At 42.4% G+C, this 3827-nt stretch carries 3 protein-coding genes; 1 reads left to right on the top strand and 2 read right to left on the bottom strand.

What is annotated here, in order from left to right; translation table 11 throughout:
* Positions 1-155 precede the first annotated feature (155 nt).
* Complete coding sequence (locus KDK15_RS18465) at positions 156-773, bottom strand: hypothetical protein (RefSeq protein ID WP_257296866.1); 618 nt, start codon at positions 771-773, stop codon at positions 156-158.
* 480 nt (positions 774-1253) lie between these two features.
* Here KDK15_RS18465 and KDK15_RS18460 point away from each other — a divergent pair, with 480 nt between their 5' ends.
* Positions 1254-3278: a hypothetical protein gene (locus KDK15_RS18460; RefSeq protein WP_257296865.1), complete on the top strand. Its 2025-nt coding sequence runs from the start codon at positions 1254-1256 to the stop codon at positions 3276-3278.
* Between the two features lie 364 nt (positions 3279-3642).
* Here the strand turns inward: KDK15_RS18460 and KDK15_RS18455 are convergent.
* On the bottom strand, positions 3643-3827 hold a 185-nt coding region (locus KDK15_RS18455; RefSeq protein ID WP_257296864.1), incomplete at its 5' end, for a hypothetical protein.

The raw sequence follows: 3827 nt of genomic DNA, 5'->3' as shown, positions 1-3827 counted from the left end.
TCTGCCATCCTCGCTACGGGGTCGCCTAGACGGGCGCTATTCTCGGACAGCCTCCAAGTGCCGGCGGGCTATGTTATGCATATCATATAAAGACACTTCCCACGGTCTTCCGTGGGAAGTGTCTTTGTCTGTGGCTCTTGATTAAAACCGCAACGCTACAGGGCAGTTTCATTAACTCCGGAAGCATCTGTTTTGTTGTCCGCACTGAAAGACTCCATTTCGAACTCAGGCTTGCCATTGGCAGGCAGAGGAAGCTGTCGTGGAAGGCCGTCAGCGTCCTCTTCCTTGAAGATACAATAAGATGACTCATCAACAGGAAGGGACTGGTAGGTGTAATTCAAAAAGCCCTCTTTCACTCCTTCAAGGTTCACTTCTTCAACTGTCAATCGCGTCGGGTCAAAGTCACTTTTGTCAAGCTCGGCCAGATAACGCTTTTGCTGATAGTGGTGCTGATAGTGGGCGCGTATTTCTCTGGCAACTACCTTGGGTCCGGGGCACACTGCAGCAATGCCAGAAAATAGCATCTGGCCAGCAGGGTAGTAGTATGAGCCTAAAGCTGCATTTAATGACTGTTGATACAGGAACCTGGCGAAATAGCCAGAAGTAGTATGATTAACAACAGTCTTAACAGCCCAGGGGCCAAACTGTACAGCTGCACCCCCACCCAAACGCCCGGCCAGAAACATGGCCGTGGGTCGTGCAAAAGGTTCGATAGAGCTAGTAAGCCTCTTGACAGTTTGGGCTATTCCGTTATATATGGCAGAACCATTCATGGTTGATCTCCTTAAAAATTGTTTTGAACTATTGTTCTAGACTACGAGGTTTCGGAAAAGTTCCGCAAAAGTTGGCTTATGGGGCAAAAATAATAGTGGGTGATGTTGGAGGATGGGCCGGGACACATGAAAAGATAAGCCACCCTCTGTCTGTCTTGATTATACTGCGCAAGTATAAGTAACCGACCGGTTACTAATTCCAGATTATCACCATGATAAATTCTAACTTGGTTTATGATCTTCGATTGATGATTTAAAACCGCGCAACTTGCTGCAAGCTATAAATTGATATCCCGGAGATTGCTCCCGTAAACTATCGTAAATCAGGTGCAACCGCCCTGTTATATGCTCAATTTACTTGTTAGGTTGCCAGAAAGAAAAGTGTTTACATTTCTTTGACAATCTTTGATAAAAAGTTTCAGCGTAAACCGTGGCAGGTTTAGCAATCATTTATAAATCAGAGCAAAGGAGGTAGTAGTTATGGAAGTGGATTCTACAGCAGGCATTCGATCATCAGCTTTGCCTGGCATCTCTGAATCTGGAGAGCCTGATGACGGCCTGCAGAAAAAACACTGTTATGGCCGTTTTGCCTTAAAGAATGTTGGGGTTGACGAACAAAATTTTATTAAGCGCAGTTTTCGGCAAGAGGAGAGTAGTTGTTTTTACGGTAGTTTACCAAATCCGAAAAAAAGAGATATCAAGCCGGTAGTAATGGATGCTGTTCAGTCAAGAATAAATGAAACGAAAAGCGTTGTCAGTGAGGCAGGAAGGAAAATCAGCCAACTCTGCTTAGAGGTTCGGGAAAAATATCACCGTAAGGTTGACTCCGCTGGATTTCAATATTGCTGGAAAAAACTTGAAACAGTAGCCAGATCAGGCAGGAACATTAAATTCATCAGGTGTAGAGCTGATGAAAAAACAGCATTTCTGGGGCGAAAACACTTTCCCGGGTACCTGGTTTATTCCACAAGTAATGACTGTGAAAATGCTAATCATAAGATAATTATTAACGGTAAAAAGTTGAAATGTGGGATGCTTTCCAAACTTTATGCGGAAGGTTATATAGAAAGGGGTAAAAAAGGCTATGCCGATTGTGGCTCCACAGCACAATTGGAGAAGCGATTGCAGGAATTGGCGCTGTCTGATCCGGCATTAAAGTTCGATTGTACTAGCAAGCTACGAGGCAAGTGCACAGAAACTCACTGCTTTCAAGTGGATGACTTCTCCCTGGTATTAAATAAACTGGTGCAAAAATACTGGGATATGCCCTGTGGTGACAGTAAAGTCTTTATACTTAACGGTGGCCCACTCTCTTACAGAAAAGAGCCCGAGCATGCTGGCCATACAATGGTCTTGTGCCTGGAAAAGAAACCCCCGGGAATTCTGGTTATTCGGCATTGGGATCCTAACTGGACGTTTCTCGATCAGAAGGTGATCCTTGGTCATCCTGATTGTACCCCATTTCTAAAGCTTTCTGATCTTTATACATCTAATCAGGTAGATTGGTTTTTTTCTAATGGTGTAGGAAGTTTAACTTTATTCGAAGGTGAGTCAGAAGAGCTTAATGAGAATCTGTATTGGCATGCTCGACAAGGCCCTAGAGGTCACTGCGTATTTGAATTTAAAAATGGTATCTGGATAAGGCGTCAAGAAGAGAATACTTCTATGGCAGAAGGTGTTGAGTGTGTTGATAATGATACTATGAAGACCCTGGAAAATTGTATCTGGGCAATATTTGCTGATAAAACTAAATCGGAGGAACAGAAATATGAACTTCTGACGCACTTTATCGATTATACCCAAGAGTCGGGTTTAATAAAAAAGCTGCCATATTCATACTGGAAAGCGCTGGGTGTATCCTGGATATACCTGAAGTCAATTATGCAAGATCAAGATTTTGATGGCCAGCGATGGGAAAAAGAGTATTATTCATTTTATGATTACTTGCTGAAAGTTAGCAATGAATCCGAATCTGAATATCTTGCCAGTTCATTGCAGGTGGCTGTAAGTAATAATGACTGGACAATTTGTGAAGATATTATCCGCTCTGTGTTAATGGATCCCATTAAATCTGTCGAGGAAAAAAAGTTGATTTTACAGGCGGGGAGGTCAACAAATTGCTGGTTTTTTGAGGCCGTAATGAACGGTAAAAATCATACTACAGTACTTGCTTATGTTTATGAGGTTCTGCAAAGTGACTTGCCAGAAAGTATGAAAGTTGATCTGCTAGAGGCAAAAAGCAAGTTGGGTAAGCCTGTACTTGCTGAGATGTTAAAATATTTTAATTTTGTTCATTTGGCGCATGATTATGCTGCGATGATTGTTAATAGTAATATGGATATTCAATCAAAGAGGAAAATTTTATCAGTTGATCAGAGCTTACAAATGATAGAGTTACTGGAAGAATCGGTGAGCTGTGGTGAGGTTAATCAATTCAATCCTGATGAACTTCAGAAAATTAAAGAAAGTCTGAATGAACTGAAAAATGAACCAAATGGTTTTTGAGTGGTCTATTAATAATGACAGGAAAATTAAATTATAACTTTGAAGGAGTATATTATGGGATTATTAGATGTTTCACTTCGGGGTAAAGCAAGAACAGCTTTACCAGAATCGGATATTCGTCGTACGACCGACTTAGGACGTAGTAAGACCAACCCACAAATAGAGAAGTGGGCCCAGTGGTCCCAGTGGAGTGGCAGAAAAACAGGAAAAACAGACAGTTCTCTTAATAAAAACGTATATTTTGAGACTCGCGGGAGGGATAAGATGCCTCCTTCTCTTTCTGTTCGTTCTTACCAAGCTGAAAAAACTGCTCTACCCACTAAGGGTATGAGATCCACTGTTGCACACCCAAGCCGGTTATCACTCAAACCCGAGTTAACAAGGGCTCTGGAGAGTACAGCATATCCTTATGGTTCAGGTGCACCAGCTTACCTTGGTTCAGGTTCGTCAGCTTATCCTGGTTCAGGTTCTTCAGCTTTTCCTGTTTCAGGTGTACCAGCTTACCGTGGTTCAGGTTCGTCAGCTTATCCTGGTTCAGGTTCGTCAGCT

It is taken from the genome of Endozoicomonas sp. YOMI1 (assembly GCF_024606345.1).
Lineage (GTDB): Bacteria > Pseudomonadota > Gammaproteobacteria > Pseudomonadales > Endozoicomonadaceae > Endozoicomonas.
The sequence above is the reverse complement of the archived record's forward strand: the minus strand, read 5'-3'. Positions and strand labels throughout refer to the sequence as shown.